At 61.3% G+C, this 21,363-nt stretch carries 21 protein-coding genes and 1 tRNA gene; 12 read left to right on the forward strand and 10 right to left on the reverse strand.

Going from position 1 to position 21,363, the window contains the following annotated elements:
* Positions 1 to 120: 120 nt before the first annotated feature.
* The gene (locus tag QQJ98_RS15205; protein WP_284326192.1) at positions 121 to 741 is read left to right on the forward strand and encodes a transglycosylase SLT domain-containing protein; all 621 of its coding nucleotides are present in this window, start codon (positions 121 to 123) and stop codon (positions 739 to 741) included.
* Here QQJ98_RS15205 and pepN read toward each other — a convergent pair.
* Positions 698 to 3,259 (reverse strand): aminopeptidase N, encoded by a 2,562-nt coding sequence (gene pepN, locus QQJ98_RS15210; protein ID WP_284326193.1) that lies wholly within the window; start codon positions 3,257 to 3,259, stop codon positions 698 to 700. The genes QQJ98_RS15205 and pepN overlap by 44 nt on opposite strands.
* Positions 3,260 to 3,466: 207 nt before the next feature.
* Between pepN and QQJ98_RS15215 the strand changes: the two genes are divergently transcribed.
* Positions 3,467 to 4,945 (forward strand): FAD-binding domain-containing protein, encoded by a 1,479-nt coding sequence (locus QQJ98_RS15215; protein WP_284326194.1) that lies wholly within the window; start codon positions 3,467 to 3,469, stop codon positions 4,943 to 4,945.
* A gap of 7 nt (positions 4,946 to 4,952) precedes the next feature.
* Positions 4,953 to 5,141, forward strand: a complete 189-nt coding sequence (locus QQJ98_RS15220; protein ID WP_284326195.1) for a DUF2256 domain-containing protein — start codon at positions 4,953 to 4,955, stop codon at positions 5,139 to 5,141.
* Positions 5,142 to 5,158: 17 nt separating this feature from the next.
* Here the strand turns inward: QQJ98_RS15220 and QQJ98_RS15225 are convergent, their stop codons facing one another.
* From QQJ98_RS15225 to QQJ98_RS15235, 3 genes are read right to left on the reverse strand one after another with little or no spacing between them, the layout of a single operon-like run.
* Positions 5,159 to 5,605 (reverse strand): SRPBCC domain-containing protein, encoded by a 447-nt coding sequence (locus tag QQJ98_RS15225; protein ID WP_284326196.1) that lies wholly within the window; start codon positions 5,603 to 5,605, stop codon positions 5,159 to 5,161.
* On the reverse strand, positions 5,602 to 6,075 hold the full coding sequence (locus tag QQJ98_RS15230; RefSeq protein WP_284326197.1) for an SRPBCC family protein: 474 nt from the start codon (positions 6,073 to 6,075) through the stop codon (positions 5,602 to 5,604). The genes QQJ98_RS15225 and QQJ98_RS15230 overlap by 4 nt, the downstream gene beginning before the upstream one ends.
* Before the next feature lie 2 nt (positions 6,076 to 6,077).
* The gene (locus QQJ98_RS15235) at positions 6,078 to 6,413 is read right to left on the reverse strand and encodes an ArsR/SmtB family transcription factor (RefSeq protein WP_284326198.1); all 336 of its coding nucleotides are present in this window, start codon (positions 6,411 to 6,413) and stop codon (positions 6,078 to 6,080) included.
* Positions 6,414 to 6,595: 182 nt separating this feature from the next.
* Between QQJ98_RS15235 and QQJ98_RS15240 the strand changes: the two genes are divergently transcribed.
* Positions 6,596 to 8,743, forward strand: coding sequence for a malate synthase G (locus QQJ98_RS15240; protein WP_284326199.1), 2,148 nt, complete (start codon positions 6,596 to 6,598; stop codon positions 8,741 to 8,743).
* A gap of 45 nt (positions 8,744 to 8,788) precedes the next feature.
* On the opposite strand, the gene QQJ98_RS15245 is transcribed toward QQJ98_RS15240, so the two are convergent.
* Positions 8,789 to 9,040: a BolA family protein gene (locus tag QQJ98_RS15245; protein WP_284326200.1), complete on the reverse strand. Its 252-nt coding sequence runs from the start codon at positions 9,038 to 9,040 to the stop codon at positions 8,789 to 8,791.
* A 72-nt stretch (positions 9,041 to 9,112) separates the two neighbouring features.
* On the opposite strand from QQJ98_RS15245, the gene QQJ98_RS15250 reads away from it, so the two are divergent.
* Complete coding sequence (locus QQJ98_RS15250; protein WP_284326201.1) at positions 9,113 to 9,745, forward strand: DnaJ domain-containing protein; 633 nt, start codon at positions 9,113 to 9,115, stop codon at positions 9,743 to 9,745.
* A gap of 274 nt (positions 9,746 to 10,019) precedes the next feature.
* Here QQJ98_RS15250 and msrB read toward each other — a convergent pair whose 3' ends face one another.
* Positions 10,020 to 10,475 (reverse strand): peptide-methionine (R)-S-oxide reductase MsrB, encoded by a 456-nt coding sequence (gene msrB / locus QQJ98_RS15255; protein WP_284326202.1) that lies wholly within the window; start codon positions 10,473 to 10,475, stop codon positions 10,020 to 10,022.
* A 185-nt stretch (positions 10,476 to 10,660) separates the two neighbouring features.
* Between msrB and cobS the strand changes: the two genes are divergently transcribed.
* The 4 genes from cobS to QQJ98_RS15275 all read left to right on the forward strand — a co-directional run bounded on the left by cobS (position 10,661) and on the right by QQJ98_RS15275 (position 15,828).
* Positions 10,661 to 11,635, forward strand: a complete 975-nt coding sequence (gene cobS / locus QQJ98_RS15260) for a cobaltochelatase subunit CobS (protein ID WP_284326203.1) — start codon at positions 10,661 to 10,663, stop codon at positions 11,633 to 11,635.
* Positions 11,636 to 11,718: 83 nt separating this feature from the next.
* Positions 11,719 to 13,587, forward strand: a complete 1,869-nt coding sequence (gene cobT / locus QQJ98_RS15265) for a cobaltochelatase subunit CobT (protein ID WP_284326204.1) — start codon at positions 11,719 to 11,721, stop codon at positions 13,585 to 13,587.
* Positions 13,588 to 13,644: 57 nt separating this feature from the next.
* Entirely contained in the window at positions 13,645 to 15,450 is a 1,806-nt protein-coding gene (locus tag QQJ98_RS15270; protein WP_284326227.1) for an aminopeptidase P family protein, read from the forward strand.
* A gap of 45 nt (positions 15,451 to 15,495) precedes the next feature.
* Positions 15,496 to 15,828, forward strand: coding sequence for a DUF427 domain-containing protein (locus QQJ98_RS15275; protein ID WP_284326205.1), 333 nt, complete (start codon positions 15,496 to 15,498; stop codon positions 15,826 to 15,828).
* Here the strand turns inward: QQJ98_RS15275 and QQJ98_RS15280 are convergent.
* Positions 15,820 to 16,233, reverse strand: coding sequence for a SufE family protein (locus QQJ98_RS15280; protein ID WP_284326228.1), 414 nt, complete (start codon positions 16,231 to 16,233; stop codon positions 15,820 to 15,822). The genes QQJ98_RS15275 and QQJ98_RS15280 overlap by 9 nt on opposite strands.
* A gap of 118 nt (positions 16,234 to 16,351) precedes the next feature.
* Between QQJ98_RS15280 and QQJ98_RS15285 the strand changes: the two genes are divergently transcribed.
* The gene (locus tag QQJ98_RS15285; RefSeq protein WP_284326206.1) at positions 16,352 to 16,801 is read left to right on the forward strand and encodes a hypothetical protein; all 450 of its coding nucleotides are present in this window, start codon (positions 16,352 to 16,354) and stop codon (positions 16,799 to 16,801) included.
* A 174-nt stretch (positions 16,802 to 16,975) separates the two neighbouring features.
* On the opposite strand, the gene rnd is transcribed toward QQJ98_RS15285, so the two are convergent.
* From rnd to purM, 3 genes are all read right to left on the reverse strand, one after another.
* A complete protein-coding gene (gene rnd / locus QQJ98_RS15290; RefSeq protein WP_284326207.1) occupies positions 16,976 to 18,133 on the reverse strand; it encodes a ribonuclease D in 1,158 nt (385 codons plus the stop codon).
* A gap of 309 nt (positions 18,134 to 18,442) precedes the next feature.
* Positions 18,443 to 19,030, reverse strand: a complete 588-nt coding sequence (gene purN / locus QQJ98_RS15295; protein ID WP_284326208.1) for a phosphoribosylglycinamide formyltransferase — start codon at positions 19,028 to 19,030, stop codon at positions 18,443 to 18,445.
* A complete protein-coding gene (gene purM, locus QQJ98_RS15300; protein ID WP_284326209.1) occupies positions 19,027 to 20,088 on the reverse strand; it encodes a phosphoribosylformylglycinamidine cyclo-ligase in 1,062 nt (353 codons plus the stop codon). The genes purN and purM overlap by 4 nt, the downstream gene beginning before the upstream one ends.
* A 143-nt stretch (positions 20,089 to 20,231) precedes the next feature.
* On the opposite strand from purM, the gene QQJ98_RS15305 reads away from it, so the two are divergent.
* Positions 20,232 to 20,307, forward strand: a tRNA-Ile gene (locus QQJ98_RS15305).
* A gap of 489 nt (positions 20,308 to 20,796) precedes the next feature.
* Positions 20,797 to 21,111: a hypothetical protein gene (locus QQJ98_RS15310; RefSeq protein WP_284326210.1), complete on the forward strand. Its 315-nt coding sequence runs from the start codon at positions 20,797 to 20,799 to the stop codon at positions 21,109 to 21,111.
* Positions 21,112 to 21,363: the final 252 nt, after the last annotated feature.

Here is a 21,363-nt window from a genome sequence, read left to right on the forward strand (position 1 = left end):
GACGCGGGCGGAAACCTGCCGATATTGGCCAAAGCGCACCCGTCAAACTTGCCGGAGGCCGATTTTGCCCTGATACGCGGCGGGTCGCCATGCTGGTGCGGCGCTACTTGCGATGGACCAATGCGGATCACTTCCCTCTTCGGCGCGGCTTTCACCCTGCTGTTTCTTGGCTTCACCCCGGCGCTCCATGCCGAGGCTTTGCCGAAAATGCGCTGGGATCACGTCCCCGATGCGGCCAAGTGGACCAATGCGGCGCTTGTCTCGGTTGAGAAATACGACAGCAAACTGGCCGAACAAGTTCCCGACGACATCGCAACATGGTGCCCTGGGTATGAGACCGCCTCGATGGACGACCGCCGCGCGTTTTGGGTGGGCGTCATGTCGGCGGTGGCAAAATACGAAAGCGGCTATAATGCCCGTGCCGCTGGGGCCGGGCGCTATTTCGGCCTGATGCAGATTTCCACCCAGACCGCCCGCGCTTATGCCTGCGAGGCCAACACCGGGGCCGAGCTGAAAAGCGGTGCCGCCAACCTTGAATGTGCGGTCAAGATCATCGCCCGCCAAGTTGGCCGCGATGGCATGGTGTCTGGCAAAGGCAATCGCGGCGTCGCCCGCGACTGGGGCCCGATGAGCAAATCCCGCGTCCGCGCCGACATTGCGGCATGGACGGCCAAGCAGGCCTATTGCGCGGTGCCGGTCAAGCGAGCATCCGTCCGACCATCTCAGAAAGATCGCGGCTAAGTCCCGGCGTGGCCATGATCCGCTGCAGCGCGCCCCGCATCATCGCCTGACGGTCGACGTCATAGCGCGGCCAGCTTTCAAACGCCGTTGACATCCGCGACGCGGTTTGCGGGTTCTTGGCATCCAGTTTGATCAGCCAATCAGCCAGCAAAGCATAGCTTTCACCGCTCGCGTGGTGGAAACCGGCGTGATTGCCCGAAAGCGCCCCGATCACCGCTCGGAAGCGATTGGGGTTCTTCCAGTCGAAATCGGCGCGCTGGGTCAGATCGCGCACCACATCCGCCACCCGCTCGGGGGTCGCCGTGCCGACCTGCACCGCGAACCATTTGTCCAAAACCAGCCGATCGCCTTGCCATTTCGCTGCAAAATCAGCCAGTTCAGCGCGGCCTTCGCCAATGTCCAACAGGATCGCCAGACTGCCAAAACTTTCGGTCATGTTATCCGCAGCCCGGTAAGCCGCCCGCGCCTGCGCGCCGCCATCCAGCCGCGCCAAAAAGCCCAAAGCCACCAGCCGGAGCGCGCGCAAACCCGCCGCCTTGGCATCCGGCGAGAATGACCCCGGCACCCGGCACGCCAATTCCAACCCCGGCAAGCCCGCGGCCAGATGGTGCGCCAAAGCCAGATGCAACGCCCGGCGTGCGCGATAAATTGCAGCCGGATCAGGCACATGCCCCGCCGCATACAGGGTGGCCGCCATGTCATCCTCACCCGGCAGCCGCAATGCCAGTGCCCGGAATGCAGGCTCCAGCGCATCGTCAAACGCCACACGGGCCAACCCATCCAGCAGATCGGCGCTTGGTGCCGCCCCGTCAACGATCATCCGCGCCAGCACGTCCTTGGCCAGCGCCCGCCCCGCCTCCCACCGATTGAAACTATCGGTATCATGCGCCAACAGAAACGCCCGCTCTGACGCAGGCACAGTGCGCTCCAAAATCACAGGGGCCGAGAATCCCCGCAAAATCGACGCCACAGGTCGGGAAGCCAAACCCTTGAACTCAAAGCTTTGCTTGGCCTCTGTCAATTCTAGCACCGTGGTCGGCACCACCTCGTCACCATTCGGGTTCAGCAAGCCGACCGCCACCGGGATCACCTTGGCCCCCTTCACCGCCTGCCCCGGCGTGGCGGGGTTCGTCTGTGCCAAGGTCAGCGTGTAAACCCCATCCGCCCAATCCTCTGTCACCGAGACCACAGGTGTCCCAGCTTCGGTATACCAGCGCTTGAACTGGCTCAGATCGCGGCCCGTGGTGTCTTCAAACACCCTAAGCCAATCCTCAATCGTCGCCGCCTGCCCATCGTGGCGGTCAAAATACAAATCCAGCGCGCGAGCATAATCGGCATCGCCGACCAGCCGCTTTAGCATCCCGATCACCTCCGCCCCTTTTTCATAGACAGTGGCGGTGTAGAAATTGTTGATCTCGACAAAGCTGTCAGGCCGCACCGCATGCGCCAAGGGGCCCCCATCCTCGCGGAACTGCCGCGCCCGTAGCATCAGCACGTCTTCAATCCGCTTCACCGCATGGCTGCGCAGATCGCCCGAGAATTGCTGATCGCGGAACACCGTCAGCCCTTCCTTCAGGCACAACTGAAACCAATCGCGGCAGGTGATCCGGTTGCCGGTCCAATTGTGAAAATACTCATGCGCAATGATCGCCTCGACGCGGGCAAAGTCATCATCCGTCGCCGTGTCAGAACTGGCCAAAACGGCTTTGGAGTTGAAAATGTTCAACCCCTTGTTCTCCATAGCGCCCATATTGAAGTCATCGACGGCCACAATGTTGAAAATGTCCAAGTCATAGGCGCGCCCATACACCCGTTCATCCCATGCCATCGAGGCTTTCAGCGCCGTCATCCCCCAAGCACACCGCCCCTCATCGCCCGGTCGCACCCAGATGTTCAGGCCAACATCACGCCCCTCCATCGTGGTGAATTGCCCCGGATGGGCGCGCAGATCGCCCGCCACCAACGCGAACAAATAGCTGGGCTTCGGCCAAGGATCATCCCACTCCGCCCAGCCAGCGCCCTGCCCGACAGGATTGCCGTTTGACAAAAGCACCGGAAGATCGCTTTCAATCCGCACCCGGAACCGCGCCATCACATCGGGGCGGTCGGGGTAATAGGTGATCTTGCGAAAGCCCTGCGCTTCGCATTGCGTGCAATACATGCCGTTCGACATGTAAAGCCCTTCCAGCGCGAAATTGCCCTCGGGTGCGATCTCCACCTCGGTTTCCAGCACAAACGCAGCCTGTGGCAGGTGAGCCGCAGCAAGCGTCAGCCCCGTTGCATCCACCGCCGCCGCCACCGCTTGCCCATCAATAGCGCAAGAGATCAGCCGCAGATCCTCGCCATCCAAGCGCAGATCCTGCCCGGCCCGCGCCGCCGGATTGGGGGCCAGATGCAAGCGCGCCTGCACCCGCGTCGCAGTGGGATGCAAGTGGAACGTCAATTCCACCCTGTCCAGCAGATGGCTGTAAGGCTGGTAATCGGCCAAACGAACGGTGCGCGGATCATCTGCGGTCATAATGGTCTCCTTTCAGCCCAAGGTTTCCCAATCGCTCCACCTGTGCAAGCCCCAAGCAGTGATTCCCGCCGATTGCAGTAAAATCTGGCAAGGATAGGCAAAGCGGCTCATAATAAACTGATATATTTCAGTATATTATACTGTATTCCGCCGCCAAAACCGCATCCTCTCTTTACAGCGCCAAATCCGCTGTTATGCCTATGTTCCATGAATGTTCTCATTTGGTTCAAACGCGATCTGCGCGCCCATGACCATCCGGCGCTGACCCTCGCGGCAGGCCTCGGCGCAGTGCTGCCGCTGTATATTGTAGAGCCTGACTATTGGGCGCTGCCCGATACCTCTGCGCGGCAATGGGCCTTCACCGCTGAATGTCTTGAGGATTTGCGCACCCAATTGGCGGGCATCGGGGCGCCGTTGCTGGTGCGGGTGGGCGAGGCGCAAGCGGTGCTGCAGCGCCTGTGTCAGCAGCACAACATCACCCGCATCGTCAGCCATCAGGAAACCGGCAATGCCTTCAGCTATGCCCGCGACCGCCGCATTGCCGCTTGGGCCAATGCCAGCGGGATCATGTGGGACGAGGTGCCGCAGTCGAACGTGGTGCGCGGGCCATCGCGCCGCAACCCGCCCGATCCTTTCAATGCCGCACCTCAACTTGATCCGCCCGCTTTGAACGCCCTGCCGGGGCTTGCGCCGGGGCTGATCCCCACCGCCCGCGCCTTGCGCTTGTCCGAGGATAAATGCGCGCATCGCCAGCACGGGGGCCGCGCCCAAGGCGTCGCGCTGCTGCAGTCTTTTCTAACCCAACGCGGTGCGCCATATCGGTTGGCCAATGCCTCGCCCCTGACGGCCGAGCGTGCCTGTTCCCGGCTTTCCCCCCATCTGGCCAACGGCAGCCTGTCGCTGCGCGAGGTGACACAGGCCACACAAAGCCGCGCGGCCGAGCATCCGGGTGGGCTTTGGCCGGGGGCGATTGCCAGCTTTCAGACCCGCCTGACCGCTCGCGACGCAGCGCTGCAAAGCCTTGAGGATACGCCAAGTTACGAGACCCGCTGCCTGCATCCCGCAGCCGAGTTGCTGCGCCGCAACAGTGATGCAGCCCGGCTTTCGGCTTGGGCACAGGGCGAGACTGGGCTGCCCTTCATCGACGCCTGTCTGCGGTATCTGGCTGCCACGGGCTGGCTGAATTTCCGCGCCCGCGCCGCTGTGATCGCCTGCGCGTCCTATCATTTGTGGCTGGATTGGCGGGTGACGGGCGCGCTGCTGGCCCGCCGCTTGACCGATTATGAACCCGGCATCCATTGGCCGCAGGTGCAACTACAGTCTGGCACCACCGGCCTCAACACCCCGCGCATCTACAACCCGGTGAAACAGGGGCTTGATCAAGACCCGACAGGCGCGTTCACCCGGCGCTGGCTTCCCGAATTGTCAAATGTACCAGATGCTTACCTGCAAGCGCCGTGGCGGTGGTCTGGCGCAGGCAGCGTGCTTGGCCGCCGCTACCCCGAACCGATTGTCGATATCACAACAGCCCAGCGTGAGGCCCGCGAGGCGGTTTGCAGGATCAGTCGCAAGCCCACCCCACGCCCGGCACGGCCCGAGCGCGTCGAGATGATCGAGCGTGCTTCGGCACATGCGCCAAAGCGGTCGCAACCCAAGCATGGCCAACTGAGCCTTGACCTGCCATGACGTTCAGATGACAAAAATGCGCCGCAAGGCAGATCTTCCTGTCAAAATCTGTGCAAGCTGCGGTCGGCCGATGGTCTGGCGCAAAGCTTGGGAAAAGGTGTGGGACGAGGTGAAGTACTGCTCTGATCGCTGCCGCAAAACCAAGGTCAAGGCGGCGGGCAAGATCAAGGCGGCGGCAGATCACGCGCAGCCCTGACCTTGGCCGATCATAAACTACAAAGCCTGCGCTGCCGCGTCCAGTTTCGCCATTGTAGTCTGGCCCAGTTTGTCCGCACCGTAAGCCAGTGCACCTTGCCGCATTTCCGCGGTCGGAAAGGTCATGGTCTGGGTGATCCGCGTGCCGCCCGCCTCGGGCTCCAGCACCACCACAACCTGCATCGGCACATCCGCATCGTCGCCATCATCCATCAAAAACTCAATCCGTTTTGGCGGATCATACAGGGTATAGCGGTGCCGGTTGGCCCAGACCGTGCCATCCGGCCCGATCATGTCAAAAATCCACTGCCCACCTTGGCGCAGATCAATGTCTTTGGTGGTGCAGGAATAGCCCTCCGGCCCAAACCAACGCGGCAGAACATCGGGGTCGGTCCAGCACTGCCAGACCTTCGCCGCAGGTGCCGCGATCAGCCGGGTCAGAACGATCTGGCGATCGGCGCTCATTTCAGACCCTGCGCGTATTCCTCCAGTTGCGTCACAACCGTGCCCCAACCGTCATAAAACCCCATCTGCTTATGGCTTTCCGCCGTCTCTTTGCTGCGATGCCGCGCCACCGCAGTATAGCGTGTGCGGCCGTTGCCAATATCTTCAAAGGTCAGGATCGCAGTCATGAAGGGTTCGGGATTGGGCTTCCAACCCTCGGTATAAGTATCTGTGAACACAAGTTTTTCATTCGGGATCACCTCAAGATACACCCCGTTGTTCGCCATCTCGGTGCCGTCCACCTCAAACGTGGTGTTGCACTTGCCACCCGGGCGCACATCCAGCTCGCAGGCGGTGACTTTATGCGGCTTTGGCACGAACCAATGCACCAGATGCTCGGGCGTGGTCCAGCAGGTGTACAAGATTTCACGCGGAGCGTTGATCTCGCGCACCAGCACCAGATCGGTTTCAGGGTTCAAATCAACGGTCATGTTCAGACCTCCTTCATCAGTTTTGCGACATAAGCTTCCAAACGGTCAGTGCGCGCCTCCCAAATCGCGCGCTGCTCGGCCAACCAATCAGCGGTGGCGGCCAAAGTTTCAGGCCGCGCGCGGCACATCCGCGTGCGGCCGGTTTTCTCGGTGCTGATCAGGGCAGCGGCCTCCAGCACACCCAGATGCCGCATCACTGTCGGCAGCGCCAAGCCTGTCGGGCGCGCAAGCTCTGACACCGGCACCGCGCCCTGCCCCAGACGCGCCAGAAAGCCCCGGCGCGTCGGGTCGGACAAAGCCTGAAAGATCAACGAAAGGTCGGGGTCATGTTTAGCCATATCGCTAACTATCACGACGCAAATTTTGCGCAAGCCAAAACTTAGCCAGATCACTAAGTTTACATTCACAAACTTGCCCGAAAAGTGTTTTCGCGTTTTCCGAGAAAATCCAGCGCCGCAAAACTTCCCCAGCGGTTGCATTTCTGCTATCGGCTTGAGAAATCCAAATCAGCGAGGCTTCCATGGTTACGCGCGTCACCCGGCACGGTTTGCAAGTGGATCAGATTCTCGCGGATTTTCTTGAAAGCCAAGCCCTGCCCGGCACTGGCGTTGACGCCGATCGGTTTTGGGCGGGCATGGCGGATCTGGCGCAGACCGAAGGCGCGCAGAACCGCGCCCTGCTCGCCAAGCGCGACGCCCTGCAAACCCAGATCGACCAATGGCACATTAGCCACCGCGACGCCGCGCATGATCCGGTCGCATATCAGGATTTCCTGAAAGAAATCGGCTACTTGCTGCCCGAAGGTCCGGATTTCCAGATCGACACCACCAATGTTGATGCCGAAATCGCCCGCATCGCAGGCCCGCAACTTGTGGTGCCGATCACCAATGCCCGCTACGCGCTGAACGCCGCCAACGCCCGCTGGGGCAGTCTGTATGATGCGCTTTACGGCACCGATGCGATGGGCAGCCCCGCCCCCTCGGGCGGCTATGAGCGTGGTCGCGGGGCCCGCGTCGTCGCCCGCGCGCGGGTGTTTCTGGACGAGGCATTTCCGATCCAAGGCACGTCTCATGCCGATGTGCGGCGCTATTATGTCGCCAATGGCGCACTGCTGGTTGATGATTTGCCGCTGGTGAACCCGGCCAAATTCGCAGGTTACAAGGGCAATCCAAAGGCACCGGATTCGGTGCTGCTGGTCAACAACGGCTTGCATGTTGAGCTGGTGTTCGACCGCGCCCACCCGATTGGCAGCCGCGATCAGGCGCAACTGGCCGATGTCGTGCTGGAATCGGCGCTGTCAGCCATCATGGATTGCGAGGATTCTGTGGCCTGCGTCGATGGCGCGGACAAGACCCTTGCCTATGCCAACTGGCTGGGCCTGATGCAGGGCAATCTGACCGCCGATCTCAGCAAGGGCGGGCGTCAAATCACCCGCGCCTTGAACCCCGACCGCGCCTTCACCGCCCCCGATGGCAGCACGCTGACCGTCAAGGGCCGCGCGCTGTTGTGGATCCGCAATGTCGGCCATCTTATGACCAATCCGGCGATCCTGCTGCCCGATGGCTCGGAAATCTTTGAAGGGCTGATGGACGGGCTGATCACCAGCCTGATCGCCATGCATGATCTGAAAAAGACCGAAGGCCTGCGCAATTCGCAAACCGGATCAGTCTATATCGTCAAACCCAAGATGCACGGGCCCGAAGAAGTCGGCTTTACCGATCACTGCTTTGGCAAGATTGAAACCATTCTCGGCCTGCCCGCCAACACGCTGAAAATCGGTGTGATGGATGAAGAACGCCGCACCAGCGTCAATCTGAAAGCCTGCATCCGCGCCGCCCAACACCGGTTGGCCTTCATCAACACCGGCTTTCTTGACCGCACCGGCGATGAAATTCACACCTCGATGGAAGCAGGCCCGTTCAGCCGCAAGGATTTCATCAAGCGCAAATCCTGGATTGGCGCTTACGAGAATCAGAATGTCGACATTGGCCTCGAATGTGGCCTGCAGGGCCGCGCCCAGATCGGCAAGGGCATGTGGGCGGCCCCAGACCTGATGGCGGCAATGCTGGAGCAGAAAATCGAACACCCGAAGGCCGGCGCCAGTTGCGCTTGGGTGCCCTCGCCGACCGCGGCAACCCTGCATGTGCTGCATTATCACAAGGTCGATGTCGCCGCGGTGCAGGCCAAACTCAAGGCAGGCGGGCGGCGCGGCTATGTTGAAACCGTGCTGGAAATTCCGCTTGCGACCTATCAGAAATGGACCGAAGCGCAGATGCTGCACGAGGTGGAAAATAACGCCCAAGGCATCCTTGGCTATGTGGTGCGCTGGATTGATCAGGGGGTTGGCTGCTCAAAAGTGCCTGATATCAATGACGTGGGCCTGATGGAAGATCGCGCAACCTGCCGGATTTCTGCGCAGCACATCGCCAACTGGCTGCATCACGGCATCGTCTCGCAAGCGCAGGTCGAGGCCGCCATGCAGAAAATGGCCGCCGTGGTGGATCGCCAAAACGCCGCCGATCCGGCCTATCGCCCCATGGCCCCCGGCTTTGACGGCATCGCCTATCAAGCCGCCTGCGATCTGGTCATGCAAGGGCGCGCGCAACCCTCTGGCTATACCGAACCTGTGCTGCACGCGCGGCGGTTGCAACTGAAAGCACGCGGCTGACAGCAGGCCGATTTCCCCTCGGAAATCGTGCCCCGCCTGTGCGGTTCAGCCAATATCCAAAGCGATCGCATGCACCCGCGTGTTCAGATCGCCTAATGCCTTATGCACCGCGCGGTGCCGCGCCACCCGTCCCATCGCCGCCAAAGCATCGGCGCGGATCAGCACGGCAAAATGGCTCGCCCCCGAGCCATCATCGCCGCTATGACCTGCGTGTTTGTGGCTTTCATTCACCACCTCCAGCCGTGTCGGCGAAAAAGTGATCGTCAGACGCGCAATCAACTCATTCTCAATGCTCATTTTTCGCCTTTACCCCTTCAATCTGCCGCTCAAATCTATAAAGTCTCGCCTTCAGTTCGGAAAGGCCCTGCCATGACCACACGCCCCCCCTTTGAGTTTGATATCCGCGTCTCGTCAGACAAAGCCAAGCGCAAAACCACGCGCCGCGGCATGTCTGGGGCGTTTGAAACCTCGAACAAGGCCTGTGATTTCCCCGGCTGCAAAGACAAAGGTGCCTATCGCGCGCCGAAATCCCCGGATCATCTGGACGAATTCTTCTGGTTCTGCCGGGACCATATCCGCGAATACAACTTGAAGTGGAATTTCTTCGGCAACGCCACCGATGAAGAATTTCAGAAGCTTCTGGAAAAAGATCGTCTGTGGGAGCGGGAAACCAAACCCTTCAGCAAGAAAGACGATGGCAACGCCTGGCACCGCTTGGGCGTCGATGATCCGATGTCTTTGCTGGGCGACAACGCCACTCGCAACCCCGGCAAGCCCACCTCAAACGCCACCCGCAAACTGCCCGCAACCGAGCGTAAGGCGGTCGAGATTCTGGATGCCCGCGACACTTGGACCAAGACAGAGATTCGCAAGCAATACAAAGGCTTGGTGAAAGACCTTCATCCAGATATGAACGGCGGCGACCGCTCGGATGAAGACCGTCTGCAAGAGGTGGTCTGGGCTTGGGATCAGATCAAAGACAGCCGTTACTTCAAAGAATAACGCAGCTTTGGCATGGCAGAATGGCAGCGCTCAAAGTCCGCTGCGCGCTGATGTCTTCCGCCGCCTCAGCCCACGTCTGCGGCATGGCTGCCATCGCCAAATTATGATGGTCGCTTAAAGCGCCCGCCCAATCCGGCGGGTCGGAATCATCCAGCCGCCGCCCGGTCAAGGCTGACGCAAGATCGGCCAAGACCGGCCCCGCAAACCGCGCAGACAACCGCGCGCTTGGCCCCACCGCGAACACGCAAGCCTTGCCCGCCCTAACCCGCCCCGCTCAGGCCGCCACAAATTTCATCGCCACCCCGTTCATACAATAGCGCAATCCGGTCGGCTGTGGTCCGTCATTGAACACATGGCCAAGATGGCCTCCGCACCGGCGGCAATGGACTTCGGTGCGCGTGGAAAACAGGCTGTTATCCTCTTTCGTGCCAACAGCACCCGCAATCGGCTGGTAAAACGACGGCCAGCCGGTGCCAGAATCAAACTTGGTCTCAGAGGCAAAAACCGGCAGATCGCAGCCCGCGCACAGGAACGTGCCGCGGCGATGCTCGTCGTTCAGCGGGCTGGACCCTGCACGCTCGGTGTCCTCTTCGCGCAGCACCCGAAAGGCTGCATCACTCAGCTTGGCCTTCCATTCGGCCTCGCTCAGCGTGACTTCAAAGGTTTCGGCCCGCAGCGGCGTGCCAAAAGCAAGCACAGCGACAGAGGCTAGAAAACTGCGACGGCGCATGGCATTTCTCCTGTCAGGTGGGGTGATTGTATCCTAACAACGCGCCCGCACGTCCAGAAGTTTCAACTTCTCGCGCAGATGAGAAACTGCGTGATCCCGGCCTCTTGCAGCCCTGCGCGTAATGTTCCACAAACGATCAGGATCGCGGGCCTAAAGCCCGCCAGTTTTGATATGGGCGACGGGCAATGGCAGATCAGATTATGAAACCCACCGAAGAAATCTCGGTCCGCGAGGTCTTCGGCATCGACACCGATATGAAGGTGAAGGGGTTTGTCGACGGCACAGACCGGGTTCCCGCGATTGATCCGACCTATAAATTCGACCCCGACACCACCTTGGCGATCCTTGCAGGCTATGCCTACAACCGCCGCGTGATGATCCAAGGCTATCACGGCACGGGCAAATCGACGCATATCGAACAAGTCGGCGCGCGGCTGAACTGGCCCACCGTTCGCGTGAACCTCGATTCACACATCAGCCGGATCGACCTGATCGGCAAAGACGCGATCAAGCTGCGCGACGGCAAGCAAGTCACCGAATTCCACGAAGGCATCCTGCCTTGGGCACTGCGCAACCCCGTCGCCATCGTGTTCGATGAATACGACGCAGGCCGCGCCGATGTGATGTTCGTGATCCAGCGCGTGCTGGAGCATGACGGCAAACTGACCCTGCTCGACCAAAACGAAATCATCACCCCGCACCCGTCGTTCCGCCTGTTCGCCACCGCCAACACCGTGGGCTTGGGCGACACCACCGGCCTCTACCACGGCACCCAGCAGATCAACCAAGCCCAGATGGACCGTTGGTCGTTGGTTGCCACGCTGAACTACCTCAGCCACGACGCCGAAGCCGCCATCGTTCTGGCCAAGCGCCCGCATTACAACACCGCCGAGGGCCGCAAGAAAATCAGCCAGATGGTCACCGTCGCCGATCTGACCCGCACCGCCTTCATGAACGGCGATCTGTCCACCGTGATGTCGCCCCGCACCGTGCTGAATTGGGCCGAAAACGCCGAGATTTTCCGCAACGTCGGCTACGCCTTCCGCCTGTCCTTCCTGAACAAATGCGACGAGTTGGAGCGTCAGACCGTCGCCGAATTCTACCAGCGCTGCTTTGCCGAGGAACTTCCGGAATCAGCGGCAAGCATGGCGATGAAATAGGTAGGGTGCGTGATTTCACGCACCTGTCCCTGTCCCGGCGCGGTGCGTAACGTCACGCACCCTCCTCCAGAACGAGACGGATCATGACCAAACCCACCGACAACCCCGCCGATCCGTTCAAAAAGGCCCTCGCCGAGGCCACCAAGACCATGGCCAACGATCCCGAAATGACCGTGACCTATTCGGTCGATCCGGCGGGGATGAACAAGGAAGGCATCCGCCTGCCGCAGGTCAGCCGCCGCATGACTCGGGATGAGGTGTTGCTGGCGCGTGGCACCGCCGACGCCTTTGCTCTGCGCCGCAAGTTTCACAATGAACAAACCGCCAGCAAATACGCCCCCACCGGTCCACTTGCGCGCGAAATCTACGACGCGATGGAAACCGCCCGCTGCGAAGCCGTGGGTGCCCGCGCCATGCCCGGCACGGCTGGCAATATCGACGCCAAGATCGCCTATGAGGCGGATCGCAAAGGTTATTCCAGCATCACCAAGCGCGAGGATGCGCCGCTTTCCGTCGCCGCAGGCTACCTTGTCCGCCATCTGGCAACGGGGCGCGAGATGCCGAAAGGGGCCGCCAATGTCATGGAGATGTGGCGCGATTTCATCGAAGGCCAAGCCGCAGGCAGCCTCGACACCCTCGACGATGCGCTCGACAACCAAGCCGCCTTCGCCCGCCTGACCCGCAAAGTCATCGCCGATCTGGGCTATGGCGATCAGTTGGGCGACGACCCCGATCTGCCCGATGAAGACGACTCTGGCGACGAAGCGCAAGAAGACCAAGACGCGCCCGACAGCGAAGGCTCGGAAGAGCAGGATTCTGAGGATTCGGAAGCCTCCCCCGAACAATCCCAAGAAGACCAACAAGACCAATCCCAAGCGCAAGTCACCATGGAAGACAGCGCCGATATGGAGCAAGGCGACGAGGCGGAACTGCCCGAAGGCGAGGCCCCGCTGGACCCGCCACCGCCCGCGCCCTATTCCGACGCTGATCCGAACTACACCGTCTACACCACGGATTTTGATGAAGAAATCAAAGCCGAAGACCTTGCCGAACCCGCCGAGTTGGAACGCCTGCGCGCTTACTTGGATCAGCAGTTGGAACCGTTGAAAGGCGCAGTCTCCCGCCTCGCCAACAAACTGCAACGCCGCCTGCAAGCCCAACAAAACCGCTCTTGGCTGTTCGATCTCGAAGAAGGCACGCTCGATGCAGGCCGCCTCGCCCGCGTCATCGCCAACCCCACCACGCCGCTCTCGTTCAAACAGGAAAAAGACACCGAATTCCGCGATACCTGTGTGACGCTGTTGATCGACAACTCCGGCTCGATGCGCGGTCGCCCGATCTCTATTGCCGCGATCTGCGCTGATGTCTTGGCCCGCACGCTGGAACGCTGCTCGGTCAAGGTCGAAATCCTTGGCTTTACCACCCGCGCGTGGAAGGGCGGCCAGTCGCGCGAGCGGTGGCTCGCCGAAGGCCGCGTCCAGCAACCGGGCCGCCTGAACGATCTGCGCCACATCATTTACAAATCCGCCGATGCGCCGTGGCGTCGCGTGCGCCCCAATCTGGGCCTGATGATGAAAGAGGGCCTCTTGAAAGAAAACATCGACGGTGAGGCGCTGGAATGGGCGCACCGCCGCATGATGGCCCGCCCCGAAGCCCGCCGCATCCTGATGGTGATTTCCGATGGCGCGCCCGTCGATGACAGCACCCTGTCGGTCAACCCCGCGAATTTCCTTGAAAAACACCTGCGCGACGTGATCGCCATGGTCGAACGTAAGAAGGCTGTCGAGTTGATCGCCATCGGCATCGGCCATGACGTGACCCGCTATTATCAGCGCGCGGTGACGATCACCGATGTTGAACAATTGGCAGGGGCGATGACCGAACAGCTCGCCGGGCTGTTCGACACCGATCCGCGCAAACGGGCCAAGGCACTGCTTCGGAAAGCCGGTTAAGGGGGCTCGCCCCCTCGCTTCGCTCACCCCGAGGATATTTGTCCAGAGAGGATGACCATGTTTCAAAGCTTTGACACCCATGCCAATCCTGCCCAAGGCCCGGCGCGACTGGCCGCCTTGCGACAGGTTCTGGCCGCCGAAGGGCTGTCAGGCTTTCTGGTGCCGCGTGCCGATGTGCATCAGGGCGAATATGTCGCCGCACGGGACGAGCGGTTGCAATGGCTGACCGGCTTTACCGGCTCGGCCGGGTTTTGCATCGTGTTGCCGCAGATCGCAGGCGTGTTCATCGACGGACGCTACCGCACGCAAGTCAAAGGTCAGGTCGATCTGGCGCATTTCACCCCGGTGCCGTGGCCAGAGATCAGCGCGGGCGCTTGGCTGAAAGAGCATATCACCGATGGCGTGGTTGGCTTTGACCCGTGGCTGCACACCGCCGATGAAATCGCAAAGCTTGAAGCCGCCCTCGCCGATACCGGGGTGATCCTGCAAGCCTGCGCCAATCAGATCGACCGCATTTGGCCCGATCAGCCCGCAGCGCCTTTGGGCCGCGCCTTCGCCCATCCCGACAGCCTTGCGGGTGAGACCAGCGCCGAAAAGCGCGCGCGTCTGGCCGAAAGCTTGCGCGCGCAGGGCCAAACGGCGGCGGTGATCACGCTGCCGGACAGCCTTTGTTGGCTGTTGAACATCCGTGGCGCTGATGTGCCACGCAACCCGGTGCTGCACGGCTTTGCCATCCTGCACGAAAACGCCCATGTCACCCTGTTCGCCGATGCCGCGAAATTCGACGACGCCACCCGCGCGCATCTGGGCGCGCATGTGCTGCTGCGCCCGGTTTCCGCGTTTGTGCCCGCCTTGCACACCCTGCCCGGCCCGGTGCGGGTGGATCGCGCCAGCGCCCCGATTGCGGTGGCAAACGAGCTGACCGAGGCCGGTATCGCGGTTGCTTGGGGCGATGATCCGTGTCGTCTGCCAAAAGCCCGCAAAACTGCCGCCGAAATCGCGGGCATGCGAGAGGCGCATCTGCGCGACGGCGCGGCTGTGGTCGAGTTCCTGTGCTGGCTGGACTCGCAGACCCCAAAGGGTGGCTTGACCGAAATCGACGTGGTGCGGGCGCTGGAAGGCTTCCGCCGTGCCACCAATGTGCTGCATGACATCTCTTTCGACACGATCTGCGGATCAGGCCCGAATGGCGCGATCATGCATTACCGCGTCACCGAAGAGTCCAACCGCGCGATCTCCCGCAATGAATTGTTGTTGGTGGATTCGGGCGCGCAATATCTGGATGGCACCACCGACATCACCCGCACCATGGCGGTTGGCGATCCCGGCGACTATGCCCGCGCCTGCTTCACCCGCGTCTTGGCTGGCACCATTGCCATCAGTCGCGCCCGCTGGCCCGCGGGCTATGCAGGCCGCGATCTTGACCCCCTCGCCCGTTATGCGCTTTGGCTGGCAGGCCAAGACTTCAACCACGGCACCGGCCACGGCGTCGGTGCGTTCCTGTCCGTCCACGAAGGCCCGCAGCGCCTGTCCCGCATCTCGGAAGTCCCGTTAGAACCCGGCATGATCCTGTCGAACGAGCCCGGCTATTACCGCGAGGGCGAATTCGGCATCCGGCTGGAAAACCTGATCGTGGTGCAGCCCGCGCCCAAGCTGCCCGGTGGCGATGACGAGCGTAACCAGCTCTGCTTTGAAACCCTGACATTTGTGCCGTTTGATCGGCGCCTGATTCTGACGGCCGACCTGTCCCCCGGTGATCGCAATTGGCTCAACGCCTATCATGCCGAGGTCTTGGCGAAACTGACCCCGCGCCTGTCAGCCGAGGCTCTGACATGGTGCCAAGCCGCCTGCGCCCCATTGTAAACCCCGCCGCCTGCGCTACCTTTGCCTGAACGCAGGAGGCAAAGCATGGCCCATATCACCATTACCCCGAACAAAACCCGGCTGACCATCACCGCAGGCGGCATGCAGTTGGGCATGACCGAAGCCGCCCTCACTCTGGCAGAGGGCAGCTATCCCGCCGTCACCTACATCCCGCGCGCCGATGTCGATATGCAAAAGCTGGTGAAAACCAGCCGCCAAACCACCTGCCCGCATAAGGGCGTCGCCAGCTATTATACCATTCAGACCCCTCAGGGGCCGCTGGAAAACGCGGTTTGGTCCTATGAGACCCCGATTGACAGCGTCGCAGCCATCGCGGGTTATCTGGCGTTCTACCCCGATAAGGTCAGTCTAGGCTGAGGCCGCTGCCGCCACGGTCCTGATCCGCTCCACCATCGCGCGCACGCCGTTAGAGCGTTGCGCAGACAGATGCTCGTTCAGCCCCAACCGCCCCAATTCCGCATGCGCGTCGATCAAACCAACCTCGGCCACCGGCACCCCGGCATATAACGCATGCAGCACGGCGATCAGCCCGCGCACGATCATCGCATCCGACTCGCCCTGAAACGCAAACCGCCCGTCAGCGATCATCGGCCGCAGCCAAACCTGTGACGCACAGCCATCGACCTTCAACGCCGGAACCTTGAAACTGTCCTCCAGCGGCGGCATCGCGCGCCCCAGATCAATCACATGGCGGTAGCGCTCCTCCCAATCGTCAAGGAACTCAAACGTCTCGGCAAGGTCTTCAAAGGCGGGCGTGGCCATGGTCATCTCCATCTCTGCCCCCGAGGTAGTGCGTGCCACCTCAAAGGTCCAGCCCAAGCGGGCTTTTCAAACCGCCCTCAATCGGCTACCGATCTATCAACGCCAAAGGGATGCCCATATGCGCTTTCGCCTGCCCATCGCCGTGCTTGCTTTGACCGCCATGACCGCCTGCGGTGGCTTTTCCAGCAGGCTCAATCCGTTCAAATGGTTCAAACGCTCGGCCCCCGCTCCGGTGGTCAGCGTCGAGACGCCCGCCGACCCGCGCCCGCTGGTGGCCAATGTGCTGTCGATGCAGATCGAATCCTATCCCGGCGGTGCCATCGTGCGCGCCACCGGCCTGCCGCCCACCCAAGGGTATTGGAGTGCGGAACTGATTCCGCAACCCGTCGATGAAAACGGCACTCTGGTGCTGGAGTTTCACGTTTTCCCGCCCGCAGGTGCCACCGCTGTGGTCAATCAACAATCGCGCGAGATCACCGTGGCCTACAACCTCTCGGATATCCGCCTGCAAGAGATCAATCAGATCGTGGTGCAAGGCGCAAGCAACGCCCGCGCAAGCCGCCGCTAAGCGTCATAATCTGGCGCGCCTCGCCAGATTATGTGGCCTGAAACCGCAAAACCACTACAGCTATAACTTTGTCCCCGCTGGGACAGTTGCGCAGCCATAACCTGTCCCCGCGGGGACAGCGGCGCGCGTGTCACTCTGTCCCCGCGGGGACAGACCCACGCGCGAAACCCCGGCCTAAAGCCGCACCACTTTCACATCATTGCCCTTGGCCGAAAGCGCAATCTCGCCCCGGCAAAGCCGCAGCGCATCATCGCCAAACGCCTCGGCACGCCAGCCCTTCAACGTCTCCAGATTACGCTCTCCGGCAGCAATCGCATCCAGATCGGAAGCCGAGGCGATCAAACGCGGCGCCACCCCCAGACTTTCCGATTTCGCCTTCAACAGCACCCGCAGCAAATCCGCCAGTGCCGGATTGACCTGCATCTGATCCTTCGACAGGTCGGGCTTTGGCAAATCTTCCTGCCGCATCTCCATCCCCGCCTTCACGGCCGCCAGAATCCCCTCGGCAATCTCGGCCTTGCGCCCCTCGCGCAACAGCAAACGTGACCGCCCCAGTTCTTCAACATTCGTGGGCCGGGTCGAGGCCAGCTCCAACAAGGCGTCATCCTTCATCACCCGGCTGCGCGGCACATTGTTGCCCTGCGCATATTCCTCACGAAACCGCGCCAATTCCTTGACCACGCCCAAAAACCGCCCCGAGGTGGTCCGCGTCTTCACCCGCAGCCAAGCCTCATCAGGATGCACGGTATAGGTGGCAGGATCGGTCAGCACCGCCAACTCCTCTTCAACCCAGGCCTTGCGCCCGTTCTTCGCCAGCTGCGCCGCCAAAAACTCATAGATCACCCGCAGATGCGTCACATCCGCCAAAGCATATTCGCTTTGTGCGCTCGTCAAAGGTCTGCGCGACCAATCGGTAAACCGCGAGGTCTTGTCGAGGTTTTCCTTGGCGATCTTCTTCACCAAAGTCTCATAGCCAACCTGCTCGCCAAAGCCGCAGACCATCGCCGCCACTTGAGTATCAAAGAGTGGCACCGGAAACACATTGCCCTCAACGAAGAAAATCTCCAGATCCTGCCGCGCGGCATGGAACACCTTGACCGTCGCCTGATGGCGAAACAGATCATACAAAGGCTCCATCGACATCGCTTCGCCGACAATCGGGTCGATCAACACCGCATCGCCGTCTTTCCCCGGCAAAGCCATCTGGATCAGACACAGCTTCGACCAATAGGTCCGCTCGCGCAGAAACTCGGTATCAATGGTGACGAAGGGCTTTGACTTGGCGACTTCACAAAAAGCGGCAAGGTCTTCGGTGGTGGTAATCGTGCGCATGGGCGTCTTTCGCAAAGGCTCACGGGGGCATCCCGCCTCACCGCTATAGGCAGCATTGCCGCCCAAGAAAAGCCCAAGCGGCACATAACGCCCGCCGCGCAAGGTGAAATCCCGCAGCCCGCGGCCCCCAAGCCACAACGTGCAAACGCCACCAAAGCCCAAGGCGACCCGGATTTGCTCTTTTCAAAATACTCCCGCCGGAGGCTTCATCAGCGCAGCCCGCCTGCACGCCACAAACCCCGCTGACCTTCGCCAGCCCGCGCCAAAGCCTTTGAGCGGTGGCTCGATGCCACCCGAAAAGGCCCCGCGTTACAGGTCCAACCGCGTGCGATCCCCTGAAGCAAACCGCCGCAACACCGCCGGATACAGCCGATGCTCCTGCACCAACACCCGCGCCGACAGATCGGCCTCGGTGTCGCCCGCCAATATCGGCACCCGCGCCTGCCCAAGGATCGGCCCGGCATCCAACTCCGCCGTCACCTCATGCACCGTGCAGCCCGCCTCGGCATCGCCCGCAGCCAATGCCCGCGCATGGGTATGCAACCCCGGATATTTCGGCAAAAGCGACGGGTGAATGTTCAACATCCGGCCCTCAAACCGCCGCACGAACTCCGGCGTCAACACCCGCATGAAACCTGCAAGGCATAAGATATCGGGCTCGGATGCCAAAATCGGTTCCAGCAACGCCGTCTCAAACGCGGCCCGGTCCCGACCGTAAGCGCGATGATCCACCGCCGCCACCGCGACACCCATCTGGGCCGCCCGCACCAGCCCCGGCGCGCTTGGGTCATTGGACCCCACAAACACCGCGCGGCCCGAATGATCCCCGACCATATCGCGCAGCAAGGCCAGCATGTTCGACCCGCCGCCCGAAATCAGGACGGCAACGCGCTTCACAACAGACGGCCTTTGTAGATCACACCCTCGCCCGCGACCACGCGGCCCATCTCAACGACCGTCTCACCCTCTGCTCGCAGCAATGCCGCCAAAGCCTCGGCCCGATCCGCCGCCACCACCGCAATCATGCCGATGCCGCAGTTGAAGGTCTTCAGCAACTCCGGCTGGCTCATGTTTGCGGTCGTCGCCAACCAGCGGAACACGCCGGGCAACTCCCAAGCCGAAAGATCAATCTCGCACGCCAATCCCTCAGGGATCACCCGCGGCGGATTTTCCGTCAACCCGCCCCCCGTGATATGCGCCAAAGCATGCACGCCGCCCGCCCGCACCGCAGCCAGTGCCTGCTTCACATAAAGCCGCGTCGGGGTCAGCAAAGCCGCGCCCAACGTCCCCTCCGAGAACGGGCAATCCGCATCCCAGCCCAGACCCGACAACTCCACCACCTTGCGCACAAAGGAATAGCCATTGGAGTGAACCCCGTTCGAGGCCAACCCCAACAACACATCGCCCTCAACCACACCACTCGGCAAATCCGCCCCGCGTTCCATCGCGCCCACCGCAAAGCCGGCGAGGTCAAAATCACCCTTGTGATACATCCCCGGCATTTCTGCCGTCTCGCCACCGATCAAAGCACAGCCCGAGGCCTCACAGCCCGCCGCAATGCCATTGATGATCCGCGTGGCCTCCTCGACATCCAGCTTGCCGGTGGCGAAATAATCCAGAAACAGCAAAGGCTCTGCCCCTTGGCAGACCAGATCATTGACGCACATCGCCACCAGATCGACACCGATCGTATCGACATTGCCCGTATCAATCGCAATGCGCAGCTTGGTGCCCACACCGTCCGTCGCGGCCACCAGAATGGGATCGGTGTAGCCCGCCGCCTTCAGATCAAACAGCGCCCCAAAGCCGCCCAAGCCCGACATCGTGCCCGAGCGTTGCGTGCGCTTGGCCGCAGGCTTGATCCGTTCAACCAAAGCATTGCCCGCATCAATATCCACGCCCGCATCGGCATAGGTCAGGCCATTGTGCCCCGTGGCATCTTGTCCGGTGGTCATGCGCAGATTCCCCAAGCTGAAATGCAGATGCCGCCCCCATAAGCCATCCCGCGCCCCCGCGCAACGCAAGCACCGCTTGCAATGGCAGTTTTGTCACCCCAAAGCTTGACCCCGCCCGCGCATCTGATAGGCAAAGCCAGAATGGGTCTGTAGCTCAATGGTTAGAGCCGGGCGCTCATAACGCCTTGGTTGGGGGTTCGAGTCCCTCCGGACCTACCATTCTCCAAAACGACCCAACAATATCACCGCAAATCTCCATCAGGACAACGGCGGTGGACACTTTGGCCTTTCGCACCCAATCCCAAGACACAAAAAGCCCCGGCGTGAACCCAAGGCAAGTCAGCGGATAGCAGTCGAGTTTACTGGAGGCAGATCCGATAAAGGTCATTGCACCCGCGACACGCCGTCCCTCGTAGCGCAGCGGCTGCTCTTTCCTGCAGAGCTAGACCGGAACCCCACTTAACGCGGTGCATGCTTGCAACGCCGCCTGTGACACAGATCAGCCAACTGCGGCGATATGCCGAGAATTGATGTATCTGTTGATTTCCATGCAGCAGTGACCCGGGTTTTTCATCGAGAATTGACGCGCCTGAAGGTTATGTTCTGCGGGTTATGCTTGGGTCAAGACATACGAGGTCTCCCTTTTGGTTTTGGCTACCGCTGAGCTTGCCTTGAAGCGGAAGCTGGTGGAGTGACGCCCTCGCCGGGATGGCCCCGCCGATCCACGATGCTTTGCCCGAGGCTGGCTTTTACAAGACCAAGTTGGTTCGTGGCGGGCCGTGGGCCGCTGTCGAAATAAAGATCGAGCGCGATGTCGATCTTGAAACAGGCGAGCTGACTGCCCCGGAACGCCTGTTTGCGATCTGCGACGGCGAGCGCCGTAACGCCGCACGCCTCTGGACATACCTCACCCCGATTTCGCGCGAAGAACACCGCGCGCTTCTCCAACGCCGGGAGTTCATTCCGGCGATGGCCGCCACCCGAGCAACGATTGACCTAAGCGAGGCGCCAGTATGTCCTTAACAATTTCGGCTGATTTGTTTCAGCAGCTATTGGAATACAGCCCGGATTCAGGCTGCCTGCTTTGGAAACCAAGGCCAGCACATCTTTTCAAAACTGCTTGGAATAGATCGGCTGATGGCAATGCCGCGGGATGGAACAAAAGGTGTGCCGGAAAGCCAGCGTTAACGGCAGTCGGGGCCGAAGGATACCTCTGAATAGCCCCTAGTTTGCTAGACGCCTCGCAGTTTCTGTTTCTGCTGCTGTTCGAAGGCA

Origin of the sequence: Cypionkella aquatica, from assembly GCF_030161095.1 — a bacterium.
Taxonomy (GTDB): domain Bacteria; phylum Pseudomonadota; class Alphaproteobacteria; order Rhodobacterales; family Rhodobacteraceae; genus Cypionkella; species Cypionkella aquatica.